The sequence below is a fragment of the Yinghuangia sp. YIM S09857 genome, from assembly GCF_051388915.1.
Taxonomy (GTDB): Bacteria; Actinomycetota; Actinomycetes; order Streptomycetales; family Streptomycetaceae; genus Yinghuangia.
The window spans coordinates 153,614-167,490 of the sequence record NZ_JBPKBH010000001.1 but is presented as its reverse complement, the minus strand read 5'-3'; the positions used below and the strand labels follow the sequence as shown (position 1 = coordinate 167,490).

Annotated in this window: 12 protein-coding genes; 5 read left to right on the top strand and 7 right to left on the bottom strand. The window is 70.9% G+C overall.

Features of this window, described 5'->3' with window-relative positions:
- Positions 1-205: 205 nt before the first annotated feature.
- The 3 genes from ACRX5S_RS00765 to ACRX5S_RS00755 all read left to right on the top strand — a co-directional run bounded on the left by ACRX5S_RS00765 (position 206) and on the right by ACRX5S_RS00755 (position 4,218).
- Positions 206-1,714 (top strand): MFS transporter, encoded by a 1,509-nt coding sequence (locus ACRX5S_RS00765; protein WP_436770688.1) that lies wholly within the window; start codon positions 206-208, stop codon positions 1,712-1,714.
- A gap of 107 nt (positions 1,715-1,821) precedes the next feature.
- On the top strand, positions 1,822-3,537 hold the full coding sequence (gene qcrB, locus ACRX5S_RS00760) for a cytochrome bc1 complex cytochrome b subunit (protein ID WP_436770687.1): 1,716 nt from the start codon (positions 1,822-1,824) through the stop codon (positions 3,535-3,537).
- A 21-nt stretch (positions 3,538-3,558) separates the two neighbouring features.
- Entirely contained in the window at positions 3,559-4,218 is a 660-nt protein-coding gene (locus tag ACRX5S_RS00755) for a hypothetical protein (RefSeq protein ID WP_436770686.1), read from the top strand.
- 107 nt (positions 4,219-4,325) lie between these two features.
- Here the strand turns inward: ACRX5S_RS00755 and ACRX5S_RS00750 are convergent, their stop codons facing one another.
- The 7 genes from ACRX5S_RS00750 to ACRX5S_RS00720 all read right to left on the bottom strand — a co-directional run bounded on the left by ACRX5S_RS00750 (position 4,326) and on the right by ACRX5S_RS00720 (position 11,126).
- Positions 4,326-4,652 carry a cupin gene (locus ACRX5S_RS00750; protein ID WP_436770685.1) on the bottom strand — a complete coding sequence of 109 codons (327 nt, stop codon included), beginning with the start codon at positions 4,650-4,652 and terminating at the stop codon, positions 4,326-4,328.
- A gap of 97 nt (positions 4,653-4,749) precedes the next feature.
- Positions 4,750-5,742, bottom strand: coding sequence for a phosphotransferase family protein (locus ACRX5S_RS00745; protein WP_436770684.1), 993 nt, complete (start codon positions 5,740-5,742; stop codon positions 4,750-4,752).
- 64 nt (positions 5,743-5,806) lie between these two features.
- Positions 5,807-6,292 carry a hypothetical protein gene (locus tag ACRX5S_RS00740; protein ID WP_436770683.1) on the bottom strand — a complete coding sequence of 162 codons (486 nt, stop codon included), beginning with the start codon at positions 6,290-6,292 and terminating at the stop codon, positions 5,807-5,809.
- Between the two features lie 97 nt (positions 6,293-6,389).
- Positions 6,390-7,004 (bottom strand): hypothetical protein, encoded by a 615-nt coding sequence (locus ACRX5S_RS00735; RefSeq protein WP_436770682.1) that lies wholly within the window; start codon positions 7,002-7,004, stop codon positions 6,390-6,392.
- Between the two features lie 342 nt (positions 7,005-7,346).
- Positions 7,347-9,161: an aspartate--tRNA ligase gene (gene aspS, locus ACRX5S_RS00730; protein WP_436770681.1), complete on the bottom strand. Its 1,815-nt coding sequence runs from the start codon at positions 9,159-9,161 to the stop codon at positions 7,347-7,349.
- On the bottom strand, positions 9,158-10,417 hold the full coding sequence (gene hisS, locus ACRX5S_RS00725) for a histidine--tRNA ligase (RefSeq protein WP_436770680.1): 1,260 nt from the start codon (positions 10,415-10,417) through the stop codon (positions 9,158-9,160). Before hisS ends, aspS begins: the two co-directional genes overlap by 4 nt.
- Positions 10,418-10,430: 13 nt before the next feature.
- Positions 10,431-11,126: an MBL fold metallo-hydrolase gene (locus tag ACRX5S_RS00720; protein WP_436770679.1), complete on the bottom strand. Its 696-nt coding sequence runs from the start codon at positions 11,124-11,126 to the stop codon at positions 10,431-10,433.
- A 491-nt stretch (positions 11,127-11,617) separates the two neighbouring features.
- Between ACRX5S_RS00720 and ACRX5S_RS00715 the strand changes: the two genes are divergently transcribed.
- Positions 11,618-12,436 carry a peptidylprolyl isomerase gene (locus ACRX5S_RS00715; protein ID WP_436770678.1) on the top strand — a complete coding sequence of 273 codons (819 nt, stop codon included), beginning with the start codon at positions 11,618-11,620 and terminating at the stop codon, positions 12,434-12,436.
- A 125-nt stretch (positions 12,437-12,561) separates the two neighbouring features.
- Complete coding sequence (locus ACRX5S_RS00710) at positions 12,562-13,791, top strand: DUF349 domain-containing protein (protein WP_436770677.1); 1,230 nt, start codon at positions 12,562-12,564, stop codon at positions 13,789-13,791.
- Positions 13,792-13,877: the final 86 nt, after the last annotated feature.

Genomic DNA, 13,877 nt, shown 5'->3' with positions numbered 1-13,877 from the left:
GGTCCACTCCGGGCGCGCCGCACATGTCCGCGCGCCCTTGCGCACGTCGCTGACCAGGGCCGACGCGCACGACACCGCGGTGCAGTGGCGCAGGTCACATAACCCCCATGTCACACTCGGCCGCCCTCTTCCGTCTCGGATGTGTCGGGACACCACGTGCACGATCCGCTCGCGTGGTGCGCAACACGTCAGTGAGGACGAGGGCATGGCAACCGAATCGGTGCAGGGCCCGGAGGTAAATCCGCGCCGCTGGGTCACACTGTTCTTCATCGGACTGGCCCAGCTGATGATCATTCTCGACGGCACGGTCGTGAACATCGCGCTGCCGTCGCTCCAGGAGGACCTGGCCATTTCCGACGGTGACCGGCAGTGGGTCATCACCGCCTACATGCTGGCGTTCGGGAGCCTGCTGCTGCTCGGCGGGCGGATCGCCGACTACACCGGACGCAAGCGAACGTTCCTGATCGCGCTGTTCGGCTTCGCCGGGGCGTCGGCGCTGGGCGGCGCGGCCGGCAACTTCGAGATGCTGCTGATCGCCCGCGCCCTGCAAGGCGCGTTCGGCGCGCTGCTCGGGCCGTCCGTGCTGTCCCTGATCACCGTGATGTTCACCGAGCCCAAGGACCGCGCCAAGGCGTTCGGCGTCCTCGGCGGCATCGCCGGGACCGGCGGCGCGATCGGCCTGCTGGCCGGCGGGGCGCTGACCGACTACCTCGACTGGCGCTGGTGCCTCTACATCAACATCCCCATCGCCCTGGTCGCGGCGTTCGGCGGGTACACGCTCCTGACGGAGTCGCGCCGCCCCGGCAAGGCCCGGTTCGACATCCCGGGCGTGGTGCTGGTGACGAGCGGCCTGGTCGCGATCGTCTACGGCACCAGCCGCGCCGAGGCGGACGGCTGGGGCTCGGCCGCGGTCATCGGCCTGCTCGCCGCCGGTGCTCTACTGCTCGCCGCGTTCGCGTACGTCGAGAGCCGGGTGGCCCAGCCCCTGCTGCCGCTGCGGGTGGTCGCCGACCGCACGCGCGCCGGGGCGTACCTGGGCGTCGGCCTCGCGGTCGTCGGGATGTTCGGCGCGTTCCTCTTCATGACCTTCTACCTCCAGGTCGTCAAGGACTACTCGCCGGTCAAGACGGGCGTCGCCTTCCTCCCGATGGCCATGGCGGTGCTGGTGTCCGCGGGCGGGCTGACCACCCGGCTGCTGCCCAAGGTCCCGCCGCGGGCGCTCATCGTCCCGGGCATGCTGCTCGGCGCCGTCGGCATGGTGTGGATGAACACCGTCGAGCCTGACACCGGGTACGCGAGCGGCGTGCTGGTCACGCAGATCCTGACCGGCCTCGGGGCGGGCCTGATCATGCCGACGGCGCTCAACTACGCGACCCACGGGGTACGCGCCGAGGACGCCGGAGTGGCCTCGGCCAGCGTGAACACCGCGCAGCAGATCGGCGGTTCGATCGGCACCGCGCTCCTCAACACCCTCGCCACCAGCGCCACCGCGGACTACCTGGCGTCGCACGCCGACGAGGGCCCGAGCCCCGCGCTCGCCAAGCAGGCGGCCGTGGAGGGCTTCGCCACCGCGGCCTCCTGGGCCGCCGGGATCCTCGCGGTCGGCGCGGTCCTCGTGGCCGTCCTGATGAACACCGGTCGCCCCGACGGCACGGACTCCGCGTCCGACAAGTCCCCCGCGGGTGTCGAGCCGCTGGTCCCGGCGCACTCCTGACCCCCGGCGCCGTCGCCCCGGCCCCTCAGCCTCCGACCACCAGCCGCCGTCCCCCGCCCTCCGACCACCAGCCGCCGTCATCCGGGAACTGGAGAGGTAGACCCCGCGTGAGCGTACGAGAACCGGCACCCGCGACCCGCGGCAGCGCCGAGCCCGTCCGAGCCCCGATACCGGACTCCAAGGCCATCCGCCGCGTCGACGCGCTGGACTCCCGGCTGGGGCTCTACCGCGGCGGCGGCAAGTACATCCGGAAGGTCTTTCCGGACCACTGGTCCTTCATGCTCGGCGAGATCGCGCTGTACAGCTTCATCACGCTGCTGCTGACCGGCGTGTTCCTGACCTTCTTCTTCGAGCCCAGCATGCAGGAGGTCGTCTACGACGGCTCCTACGTGCCCCTGCAAGGGGTGCACATGTCGCGGGCATACGAATCGACGCTGGAGATCAGCTTCGACGTCCGCGGCGGCATGATGATCCGGCAGGTCCACCACTGGTCCGCACTGGTCTTCATCGCCGCGCTGTTCGTGCACATGTTCCGGCACTTCTTCACCGGGTCGTTCCGCAAGCCGCGCGAGGTCAACTGGCTCTTCGGCTTCATCCTGCTGATCCTGGCGCTGCTCAACGGCTTCGTCGGCTACTCGCTGCCGGACGACCTGCTGTCCGGCACCGGCCTGCGGATCGCCTCCGGCGTCGTCCTCGCCATCCCGATCATCGGCACCTACCTGCACTTCTTCCTGTTCGGCGGGGAGTTCCCGGGGGACGACGCGATCCCGCGGCTGTTCACCGTGCACGTACTGCTGGTGCCCGCGCTCATGGTGGGATTGCTGACGATCCACCTGATCCTGGTCTTCTACCACAAGCACACCCAGTTCCCCGGTGCCGGACGGACCGAGGGCAACGTCGTCGGCCAGCCCTTCATGCCGGTGTACGTGGCCAAGGCGGGAGGCTTCTTCTTCATCGTCTTCGGCATCACCGCGCTGATGGGCGGGCTGGTCCAGATCAACCCGGTGTGGTCGTACGGTCCCTACCATCCAGGCCAGGTCAGCGCCGGCTCGCAACCCGACTGGTACATCGGGTTCCTGGAGGGCGCGCTGCGGCTGATGCCCAACTGGGAGGTCACCGCCTGGGGCCACACGGTCAGCCTCAACGTGCTGCTCCCGGCCGTGGTCGTCCCGGGCATCCTGTTCACGATCCTGGGCGCCTACCCGTGGATCGAGGCCTGGATCACCGGGGACAAACGCGAGCACCACCTGCTGGACCGGCCGCGCAACATGCCGGTGCGCACCGGGCTCGGCGTCGCCTGGATCGCCGCCTACGGCGTGCTCTGGGTGTGCGGCAGCAACGACATCATCGCCACCCATTTCCACCTGTCGATCAACACGATCACCTGGATCGGACGCGTCGCCTTGCTCGTCGCGCCACCCCTGGCCTACGTGGTCACCGTGCGGCTGTGCAAGGGCCTGCAACTGCGCGACCGCGACAAGATCATGCACGGCCGCGAGACCGGCGTGATCAAGAAGCTTCCGGACGGCGGCTTCGTCGAGGTCCACGAACCCCTCGACGCGACCGCCCGCCACGTCCTCACCGCCCACGAGCAGTACGACCCCCTCGAACTCGGACCCGAACAGGACGAGAACGGCGTGTCCCGCCGGGCGACACCGGCGCAGAAGCTGCGTGTCCGCCTCTCCCGCTGGTACTTCGCGGACCAGGTCCGCAAGCCGACGGCCGGGCAGGCTCTCGTCGCGCCCGACGACCCGGCCGCGATCGAGGGCCGGCACCCGGACCACCCCGGGACACCGGTCGCCGGGCACCGCTCGGACGCATGACCCATGCACGGGAGGCCCACCATGCACCCCACCGCCCCCGGTCCCACCCGCCGCACCCAGCCCGCCGCCGATCCGCGGATCGACCTGCTGCTGATCCACGCCATCCACGACGCCCTGCGCCGGGACGTGCGCCGCCTCGTCGCCTGGTCACGCACCGGCTTCCCGGTGACCACGCCGGCGTGGCTGGACTTCAGACGCCGCCTCACCGACTACCTCGTGGCCGAGGCGGACGTCCTGCGCCCGTATGCGGCGGGCGAGCCGCCCGGCGAACGGGAGGACGCCCGGGCGGCGGCCGAGACGAAGCGGCGGCTGCGCCGACTCGTCCTGTTGGTCGAGACCGTGGACGAGTGCCTGTCCGGCCGCGGCCCGGCCGGGCGTACGGCCGAGTACATGCCGGTCCTGGACGCCGCCCTGACGGACTACCTCGACCACGTGCACGCCACCCTGCTGCCGGTCCTCGCCGACCGGATCACCCCGAGGGACTGGGCGGACTTCGATGTCGCCCTGCGTCAACCGCTGGGCCTGACCAGCGGAGTGGCGCTGTACGCCTGGCTCACGGACGGCACCCCGCCCGAACGCCGGGCCGCCATCCACCGCCTGCTCCCGCCCGCGGTCCGCATCGCCTACCGCTGGCTGGCGACATGGCCCCTCAGCCGAAGCCGAGCCCGCCGCCGAGAGTGAGGAGGATAGGGTGACGAGGACTCCCCACCCGGGGCCACCGCGCCACCGCGAGTAGGAACGCGGAGACGAAAACCGCCGTGTGACCGCCCAGCCGCCGACCTATGTCGTCACTCCGCCACCTCCGTCACGGCCGTGAGGACGACTGCCGCGTCCTCCAAGGCGGTCAGGCCGTGGCGTTCCTGGGGGACGGCCTGGACGCAGCCCTCCGGCACGTCGACGTCGCCGCCGGCGGCCGTGATCCGGACCGATCCGCTCAGGACGTGGATGCTCGCGGCCACCGGGGCGTTGTGCTCGTCCAGCGCGGACCCCGCGGTCAGGGCGATCACGGTCTGGCGCAGCGGTCCCTCGTGCAGGAACAGGTGCGCGCTGCGCCCGTGCTCGGAGGCCGTGGCCTTCTGAAGGTGTTCGCGCGCCAGGGCGGCGACGTTGTCCATGGTCGTCCTCCTTGAAGTCGATCCCTACGGGTACCCAGATCTCCGCGGGCTACCACCTCCCCCGCGAGCGACCGCCCGTCGTAGGTCCGGCGCAGCCTCAGGCCGCGAAGCGGAGGGCCTTGTCGAGGTTGTGGTCGACAATCCCCCGCAGCGCGTCGCGGTCGGACAGGTCGCCGTCGACCAGTCTCAGCGGGCCCGCCGCCAGGGACAGGTGTATGGCGAGGCCGTAGAAGGCCATGCGGGTCTCGTCGAGGTCGGGGTTGTGGAGATTGCTGTAGTAGTCGTCGTAGCGGAGCCGGAGGAACACGTGCTCCCACTCGGCGTCGAAGAACATCAGGCCCTCGATGCCGATCAGCACCGGCTCGCCGCGCACGTCGACGAGGACGTGTTCCGGGGCCAGTTCTCCGTGGACGAGCGAGTGCCGGGTGCGCGGCGCCACCGCCGCGTACAGCGTGCCCAGCGCGCCCGCGAGGCGGTCGTGCGCCACCGCGATGGCACGGTCACGCTCGGCCGCTTCGGCAAGGTCCGTGCGGGCGCGCTCTAGGACCAACTCGGCGCACGAGTCCGCCTGCGGCAGGCGCCCGCGGGCGACCGCGGCCGGTCGCCCGAAGGCCGGTGAGGTCTGGGCGTGCATGCGGTCGAGGACGTGGGCGAGCCGTTCCATGACCGGTGCGGCGCGCTGGGTGCGTTCGCGCAGGATGGTGGCGAGCGCGGGGCCGCGGATGTCCTCGACAATGGCGAGATCGGCGGGAAAGTATGTGTGCGTGTCGTCGCTCAGATACACCTCGGGCACGCGTGCGTCGACGGCGCACAAATGGCGGTGGGCCGTGTCGAACAGGGCCAGACTGGATGTCGGCGCGAAGGGGTCGGACTCGTCGCGGTCGACCCCCGACTCCGGCCAGTGGCTTTCCGCTTCCTGCCAGATGTAGGCGACGGCGCTGGAGTCGTCGGCCAGCCCGAGACGGTACGCGGCCTTCCCGCTCCCGCCGGGCAACCTCCGCACGGAGACGACGCGCTGGTCGCTGCCGAGGGCCGCACGGACGGCTCCGGTGACGGTCTGGGCGGTGACGGGCATGACGGAATCGCTCATGGTGTACTCCCCCGTGCTCGGCGCGTGGGCGCGCCGTGTGGTGTTCGGTGAATGCGCTGTGGCGTCAGTTCGTTTGCCAGCGGGCGCGGATGGTCTCTATCGGCGTGTCGGAGTCGACGAGCATGACGTCGGCCAGTCCGTCGTCCCAGACAACCTGGGGTCCGAACGCTCGCGCCATGGCCGCCGCTGCCCGGGCTATCGCCTCGTCGTCGGGCCCTGTGCAGGTGAGGCCCGTGACGGCGGCGTGGCTGGATATCAGCTCGCGCTCGCCGCCGACCGACAGCGAAAGGCCGCCCAGCGACGCGGTGCCCGAGCCGGGCTCCAACAGCCCTTGTGCCGTGTCGGGCGCGGACAGCGTGAACCAGCAGTCGGCTCCGACGCCCGCCTCACGCAACGTGGTGACGACCCGGATCGCGTCGGGATAGGCCAACGCCTGGGCACGCACGATCGTTTCGTCGGCGAGGTGGTCTCCGTGCGATCTCACGAACTCGGCGCCGCCGTCCTGCTCCGCGAACCAGCGCAGCGAATTGACGTGCACTGTCGTGCTCATGCGTCCTCCGTCCCGAGTCCCCCGCCCCATGATCGTGCATGGGAGGGACATTGACGTGTCGTCAGGCGCGCCGTGCGCGCGAACGTGTGGGCGGTGCTCAGCGGTTCGCGACATGGGAGGCCAACTCGGCGTACACGCCTGTGCGTGCGATGCGCTCCGCGTGCTCTTGGGCGCGTTCCTCGGCTCGGATGCGGGCGGCCTCGCGACGGTGTTCGGACGCGACTCGCCATGCGCGCCAGGTCTCGGTCGCCTCGATGGCGGCCACGCGCTCCTCGTCGTAGAGCCGCATGCGCGCGGCGGACGGCACGACCGGATTCGGCGCGTGCGCGTCCGGTTCGCCGAGGAACCGCACGATGCCGCTGTCGGTCCAGCCGCGGCGGCGCAGGCTGCCGCGCGGGAGGAACAGCGGTCTGCGGCAAGCCGGCTCCGCGGCACGGTGAGCCGAAGCGCCCCTCGGCAACGCGCTGATCCGCGTCCGCTCCTGGGCACTCCGGTCGACTCGGCCGGCCCGTTCGGCTCGTTCGACCCGGTCGACTCCGTCATCCCGGTGAACTCCGTCGGCCCGATTCGGTGCGTCGGCCCGATCCGCCTTGCCGCGCTTGCCGCCTCCGCGCCTGGCCGCGCGCGCGTCCGCCTCCTTGGCCCGCTGCCGGTCCTGTCGCTCCTGCTTGCGTACCGCCTTGGCGGCTCTATCGGCCTTGGTGCTCGGCATGACACTGGCCTCCCCGTCGATCCCGCCCGGCCGGTCTGCCGGGCACGACGACAACGCTACGGAGTCCCGCGACCTCGGAAAGCAATCGGGCGGAAATCTGTGGAGAACCGTTTCGGCAAACGTGTATCCACCCGCCCCTCGTCCACAGCCCCACCCACAGCCACAACGGAAAGCCGGCCGTCGCCGTCTCGAAGTGGGACGCCACGACGACGTGCGGGCCGCACCCATCGGACCAGGACGAAACGCACGGACGGCCCGGCCCCCACCCTTGGGAACCGGGCCATCTTCCAGAGCATCAGCCGGGGTTGCCCGCCTCAGCAGCGGCGGACCCCCGGGACACTGCTAAGCCGTGGCGTCGCCCTTGGCCGCCGCCGCAACCGCAGCCGCAACCTCCGCATCGTTCTCGTCCTTCGGCTTCGCGTCGATCCCAGCCTCGCGCCGCTGCGCCGCCGTGATCGGCGTCGGCGCCCCCGTCAGCGGGTCGCCGCCGGTGGCCGTCTTCGGGAACGCCATGACGTCGCGGATCGAGTCCGCCCCCGCGAGCAGCGCCACGAGCCGGTCGAGGCCCAGCGCGATCCCGCCGTGCGGCGGCGGGCCGTACTGGAACGCGTCCAGCAGGAACCCGAACTGCGACTGCGCCTCCTCGTCCGAGAGCCCGATGGCCTCGAACGCGCGCTTCTGCACGTCCGCCCGGTGGATACGGATCGAACCGCCGCCCACCTCCGTACCGTTCAGCACCAGGTCATACGCGTTCGACAGCGCCGCCCCCGGGTCCTTGTCGAAGGTGTCCAGGAACTCCGCCGTAGGCGCCGTGAACGGGTGGTGGATCGCATGCCACCCCTGGAACACGCCCTTGTCGTCCTCGATCGGCTCGAACATCGGGAAGTCGACGACCCACAGCAGGTTCCACGCCGACTCGTCGACCAGCTCGCACCGCTTGCCGATCTCCAGCCGGGCCGCGCCCAGGAGTTCGAGCGAGGACGTACGCCGTCCCGCCGCGAAGAAGATCGCGTCGCCCGGCGCCGCGCCCGCCGCCTCGACGAGCCCCCCGAGGTGCTCCGCCGACAGGTTCTTGGCCACCGGCCCGCGCAGTTCGCCCGTCTCGGCGTCGACCAGGACGTACGCCAGCCCGCGCGCACCCCGCGCCTTCGCCCAGTCCTGCCAGCCGTCCAGCTCCTTGCGCGTCTGCGAGGCGCCGCCCGGCATGACGATCGCGCCCACGAACTCCGACTGGAACACCCGGAATTCGGTGCCCGCGAAGTACTTCGTCAGGTCCGCGATCTCGACGCCGAACCGCAGGTCGGGCTTGTCCGAGCCGTACTTGGCCATCGCGTCCGCGTACGCCATGCGCGGCAGCGGCAGTTCGACCTCGACCCCGTGCACCTCGCGCCAGATGCGGGCGATCAGGGCCTCGGTCAGCGCGATGATGTCGTCCTGGTCGCAGAAGGACATCTCGACGTCCAGCTGCGTGAACTCCGGCTGCCGGTCGGCGCGGAAGTCCTCGTCCCGGAAGCAGCGCGCGATCTGGTAGTAGCGCTCCATGCCCGCGACCATCAGCAACTGCTTGAACAACTGCGGCGACTGCGGCAGCGCGTACCAGGTGCCCGGCTGGAGGCGCACCGGCACGACGAAGTCGCGGGCGCCCTCCGGCGTCGAGCGCGTGAGGTACGGCGTCTCGATGTCGAGGAAGGAGTTCTCCTCCAGCACCTCGCGGATGATCCGCGTGACCTGCGAGCGCAGCCGCAGGTTGCGGGCCATCTGCTGGCGGCGCAGGTCGAGGTACCGGTAGCGCAGCCGGACCTCCTCGTTCACCGTGCCCGGGGTGTACTCCTCGATCGGGAACGGCAGCGGGGCCGCCTCCGACAGCACCTCGAAGTCGGTCACCAGAACCTCGACCGCGCCCGTCGGGATCTCGGTGTTCTCGTTGCCCTCAGGGCGGATGCGCACGTCGCCGGTGACCTTGACGCAGTACTCGCCGCGCAGGTCGTGCACCGCGTCCAGGTCGCGGAAGACGACCTGGACGGTCCCGGACGCGTCCCGGATGTCCACGAACGCCACGCCGCCGTGATCGCGGCGCCGGGCGACCCAGCCGGCGAGCGTCACGGTGGTCCCGGCGTGCTCCGCACGGAGCGTGCCGGCGTCATGGGTGCGGATCACTGGAGCTTCTCCTTCAGGGTGTCGACCACGGCGTCCAGGGGGACGGCCGTCTGGTCGCCGGTCGTGAGGTCCTTCAACTGGGCGACGCCTTCGGCGAGATCGCGTTCGCCGACGACGATGGCGTAGCGCGCGCCCGACTGGTCGGCGGCCTTCATCGCGCCCTTGAGCTTCTTGCCGTCGTAGGCCATGTCCGCCGGAATGTCGGCCAGGCGCAGCGCGGTGACGAGCTTGAACACCTCGCGGCGAGCGGCCTCGCCCAGGGCCACGCCGTAGACGTCGCAGTCGGCGCCCATTTCGATCTCCTGGCCCTCGGCCTCCATCGCCAGCATGGTGCGGCCGATGCCGAGCGCCCAGCCCACGGACGGCAGTTCGGGCCCGCCGAGGTCCTGCGCGAGGCCGTCGTAGCGGCCGCCGCCGCCGATCGCCGACTGCGCGCCGAGGCCGTCGTGCACGAACTCGAAGATGGTGCGGACGTAGTAGTCCAGGCCGCGCACCAGCTTCGGGGTGTCCTCGTACGCGATCTTCAGGTCGTCGAGCATCGACCGGACGAACGCGTGGTGCGCGGCGCACGCCTCGCACAGGTTGTCGGTGATGAGCGGCGCGCCGCTGAGTTGTGCCTGCACCTCGGGGCGCTTGTCGTCGAGCACCCGCAGCGGGTTGATCTCGATGCGACCGCGCGTCTCTTCGTCGAGGTCGAGCCCGCGCAGGAACTCCTGGAGCCTGGCCCGGTAGACGGGACGGCACTCCTTGCAGCCCAGCGAGTTGAGCAGCAGCCGGAAGTCGCGCAGCCCCAGCTTCTGGAAGCCCTCGACGGCCAGCGCGATCATCTCGACGTCGACCAGCGGGTCCGAGCTGCCGATCGCCTCGGCGCCGACCTGGTGGAACTGCCGGGTCCGGCCGGCCTGGGGCGTCTCGTAGCGGAAGAACGAGCCGAAGTACCACAGCTTCACCGGCAGGCGCTGGGCCTGGAGGTTGTGCTGGAGCACGGACCGCACGACCGCCGCGGTGCCCTCGGGCCGCAGGGTGAGTGAACGTCCGGCGCGGTCGTTGAAGGTGTACATCTCCTTCGAGACGACGTCGGTGGACTCGCCGACGCCGCGCACGAACAAGCCGGTGTCCTCGAACGCCGGGGTCTCGATGTACTGGAATCCCGCGTCGCGCAACTCCAGGCCGAACTGGATCCGGATGCGATTGAACGTCTCCGAATACGGCGGGAGCATGTCAAAGGTGCCCTTGGGGGCGGAGAAGGTACTCACGTCTTGCGTTCCGTCACATTCCTCGGCGAGGTCCCGACCCGGGCGCCAGCTCCTGTAGGTACGGATTGGTGGCGCGCTCGCGGCCGATCGTGGTCTGGGGGCCGTGCCCGGACAGGACGACGGTCTCGTCCGGCAGCGGCAGGACCACCCGGGACAGCGACGCCAGCATCTTCGCGTGGTCGCCGCCGGGCAGGTCGGTGCGTCCGATGGAGCCGGCGAACAGCAGGTCCCCGGAGTAGAGGATCGGCGGGATGTCCGCGTCCGCTCCGGTGCCGAAGGTCACCGACCCCTCGGTATGGCCGGGCGCATGGCTCACCTGGAACTCCAGCCCCGCGAGCTCCAGCCTGGCGCCGTCGGTCAGCTCGCGGACCTCGTCGGGCTCCGTGAACGTCATGCCGCCGAAGATCTGCTGCCCGAGCGCACGCGAGATGCCCTTGCCCGGATCGGCCAGCAGCTCGCGGTCGTCCGGGTGGATCCACGCGGGCACCTTGTGCTCCTCGCAGACCGGGACGACCGACCACATGTGGTCGAGGTGGCCGTGCGTGAGCAGCACGGCGACCGGGCGCAGCCGGTTCTCGCGGATGATCTCCTCGACCCCGTCGAACGCGTCCTGGCCGGGGTCGACGATCACGCACTCCTCGCCGGCCGCGGGGGCGACCACGTAGCAATTGGTGCCCCAAGCCCCGGCGGGGAACCCGGCGATGATCACGTTGGTCCTCGGCTGTCTCGAAGGGAGATCGCAACCCGTTACGACGACCCGAGGGTCTTCCGGGGCGGACGATCAGACGGCAGTATGCGGCGGACGTGGGAATCCTCGTCCGAGGGTACCGGCGCGCGGGGGCGGTTAGCGAACCGGTTCCGGACGCGCGCCTACACTGTGCGCCAGTCGCCCGCTTTCGCCGTGCCGGTACATCACCGCAGGTCGAGACCAGGATGACCGGCCGATCGCCCGGCCTTCCGAAGGTCGGGCGACGGACACCGCAGCGTCACGCGAGCCCGCCGACCGAACCGGCCCGTCCCGCCGGGCGCACGAGCCAGCCGACCAGGAGTCCGACCGAGCCGTCCCGACCGAGCGATCAGACCCAGCGATCAGACCCAGCGACAAGACTGATCCGACCCAGTATTCAGACCCGGTCATCCGGGCCGGTGATCCGAGCCGGCCGTTCCCGAGCAACGACAAGCCAACCAGGAGAACACGCGGTGGTCAGCAAGGAGCAGCGCCAGCGCCATCTCGCGCGCGCGAAGCACGAGCGGCAGCAGCAACGCCGGGAGGAGGCCCGCGCGCGGGCCAAGCAGCGCAACGCGCTCATCGGCGCCGTGGTCGCCGTGCTGGTCGTCGCGGGCGGCGGAACGTGGATCGCGACGGCGATGAACGACGACGACAAGAAGAGCGACGCGGCGAACGCGGCGGACAACCCGGCCATGGAGCCGACTCCGGAGCAGACCAACCCGGCGCCCAAGACGTGTGCGGCCCCGGCGCCCGGTGACGTGGTCCCGCAGACGTTCCCGAGCGCGCCGCCGATGACGGTCGACCCGAAGGCCGCGTACGAAATGGTCCTGAAGACCACGTGCGGGGACATCACGATCGCCCTCGACGCCGCCAAGGCGCCCAAGACCGTCAACTCGTTCAACTTCCTGGCGGAGAAGAAGTACTTCGACCACACCTCGTGCCACCGCCTGACCACCGGCGGCATGGCCGTGCTCCAGTGCGGCGACCCGACGGCGTCCGGCAGCGGCGGCCCGGGCTACGAGTTCGAGGACGAGAACCTGACCGGCGCGACGTACCCGGCCGGCACCGTCGCGATGGCCAACTCCGGTCCCGGCACCAACGGGAGCCAGTTCTTCCTGGTCAAGGAGGCGTCCACGCTGCCGCCCAAGTACACGCCGTTCGGCAGGATCACGGGCGGCATGGAAGTACTGGACAAGATCGTCGCGGCCGGGACCGCCAACATGAGCAGCGACGGCCCCCCGCACGAGAACGTCGTCCTGAACACCGTGACCGTCACCAAGAAGCCCTGACCCCGGCTCGGGCTCCGTCCAGCCGAAAATGCAGCCCAATTCCCGTCCGCAACGGGGCGGCGGCACGCCCGCCGCCCCCGACTCCTGTGTAAAGTGCGCCGCATTCAGCATCGAAGGAGGCCGCTGTGACCAGCGACCCGTGGGGCCGCGTCGACGAGCAGGGAAACGTCTTTGTCAAGACCGCGGACGGTGAGCGTTCCGTCGGGTCGTGGCAGGCGGGTTCCCCGGACGAGGCCCTTGCCTACTTCCGGCGCAAGTACGAAGGGCTCGTCGTCGAGGTCGAGCTTCTCGAACGGCGTGTGCGGACCACCGACCTGGCTCCCAAGGACGCGGCCACGGCGATCGAGCACCTGCGCGCGAACATCGTCGACGCGCACGCGGTCGGCGACCTCGACTCCCTCGTCAAGCGCCTGGACGCGCTGACCGGCGTGGTCGACGCGCGCCGCGAGGAACGCAAGGTCGCGCGCGCGAAGGCGCAGGAGGAGGCGCACGCCGCCAAGGAGCGGATCGTCACCGAGGCCGAGCAACTGTCGCAGAGCACGGATTGGCGGCAGGCCGGCGAGCGCCTGCGGGCGCTGGTGGACTCCTGGAAGGCCGTGCCGCGCCTCGACCGCAAGACGGACGACGAGCTGTGGCACCGCTTCTCGCAGGCCCGCTCCGCGTTCGCCAAGCGCCGCAAGAGCCACTTCGCCGAGCTGGACCAGCAGCGTGAGGGTGTACGCCGTACCAAGGAGCGCCTGGTCGCCGAGGCCGAGGCGCTGTCGGCCTCGACCGACTGGAACGACACCTCGGCGCGCTACCGCGACCTGATGCGCGACTGGAAGGCCGCGGGTCGGGCGCAACGGGACGTCGAGGAGCAGCTCTGGCAGCGCTTCCGCGCCGCCCAGGACGTGTTCTTCGCGGCCCGCAGCGAGGTCTACGCCGAGCGCGACTCCGAGCAGCGCGACAACCAGAACCTCAAGGAGCAGTTGCTCGTCGAGGCCGAGGCGCTGGTGCCGATCGAGGACGTCAAGGCGGCGCGCGCGGCCCTGCGCTCGGTCAACGAGCGCTGGGAGGGCATCGGCCACGTGCCGCGCGACGCGCGTCCGAAGATGGAGGCCCGGCTGCACGCGGTCGAGCGGGCGATCCGGGACGCGGAGGAAGACCTGTGGCGGCGTACGAACCCGGAGGCCCGGGCCCGTGCGCAGGCCACCGTCGACCAGTTGCAGGCGTCGATCGACAAGTTGCGCGCGCAGGGCGAGAAGGCGCGTGCGGCGGGCAACGAGCGCAAGGCCCGCGAGGCCGACGAAGCCGTGGCCGCGCGCGAGGGCTGGCTGGCCGAGGCACGCAAGGCCCTTGAGGAGTTCGGGGGCTGAGCTCCGCCTTTCGGGGCCACCTTGTGGTCCCTGAAGGCAGGACGCGCGGAGTCGTGCAGGCGCCCGGCCGGGTCTCCCGGCCGGGC

Bases quoted from the DNA above. Each gene is read 5' to 3' on its own strand.
- ACRX5S_RS00735 (WP_436770682.1), bottom strand. From the start codon at position 7,004: ATGCCGAGCACCAAGGCCGATAGAGCCGCCAAGGCGGTACGCAAGCAG.
- ACRX5S_RS00755 (WP_436770686.1), top strand. From the start codon at position 3,559: ATGCACCCCACCGCCCCCGGTCCCACCCGCCGCACCCAGCCCGCCGCC.
- ACRX5S_RS00750 (WP_436770685.1), bottom strand. From the start codon at position 4,652: ATGGACAACGTCGCCGCCCTGGCGCGCGAACACCTTCAGAAGGCCACG.
- ACRX5S_RS00745 (WP_436770684.1), bottom strand. From the start codon at position 5,742: ATGAGCGATTCCGTCATGCCCGTCACCGCCCAGACCGTCACCGGAGCC.
- ACRX5S_RS00765 (WP_436770688.1), top strand. From the start codon at position 206: ATGGCAACCGAATCGGTGCAGGGCCCGGAGGTAAATCCGCGCCGCTGG.
- ACRX5S_RS00740 (WP_436770683.1), bottom strand. From the start codon at position 6,292: ATGAGCACGACAGTGCACGTCAATTCGCTGCGCTGGTTCGCGGAGCAG.